The organism is Mesorhizobium sp. M4A.F.Ca.ET.050.02.1.1 (genome assembly GCF_003997725.1).
Lineage (GTDB): Bacteria > Pseudomonadota > Alphaproteobacteria > Rhizobiales > Rhizobiaceae > Mesorhizobium.
Genome location: NZ_RZSG01001424.1, coordinates 1 through 595, shown reverse-complemented (window position 1 = coordinate 595; position 595 = coordinate 1). Strand labels below are relative to the sequence as shown.

Here is a 595-nt window from a genome sequence, read left to right as displayed (position 1 = left end):
GCGAGGTATATCTCGGCGGTCTCTACTTCGCGACCCCCGGGGACGATGCAGACGGCACGACCGCCGGCGGCGCCGCCCGGGTCAATTTCCGATCGACGCTCGCTGGAACATCCAGACCGACGCGGTGATCGATTCGCTGTGGGTCGAGGGTACGAACATCTACAGCTACGGCGGCGCAATCCATGGCTACTGGCGCGATCCGAGCGCCTATGCGCTCGGCGGTTTCGCTACGATCACGGGATATGGCGGCGAAGATTTCGGCGGTGCCGATCTATACTCCTTCTCGGTCGGCCCTGAAGCTCAAGCCTATTTCGGCAACGTGACCGTCTACGGACAAGTCTACTACGGCCAGTTGCGGGCCTCCGGTGAATCCGAGCATCTCGACAATTGGGGTGGCCGCGGCGTGGTGCGCTACTTCGCCCAGGACAACCTTCGCTTCGACGGCGAACTTGGCTTCGCGAGACTTTCGGCGGACGGCGCGCACTTCGACACCGTCTCGGCGGCTCTGCAGGCCACCTACCGTTTCACAGGTACGCCGTGGTCCGTCTTCGGACGCTACCAGTTGGATCATCTGACTTTCTCCGAAGGTCCGGGC

1 protein-coding gene is annotated in these 595 nt (G+C 63.0%); it reads left to right on the top strand.

The features are described from left to right. Positions 1-124: 124 nt before the first annotated feature. A partial coding sequence (locus EOA33_RS37935; RefSeq protein ID WP_210212667.1) for a hypothetical protein occupies positions 125-595 on the top strand: 471 nt, incomplete at its 3' end.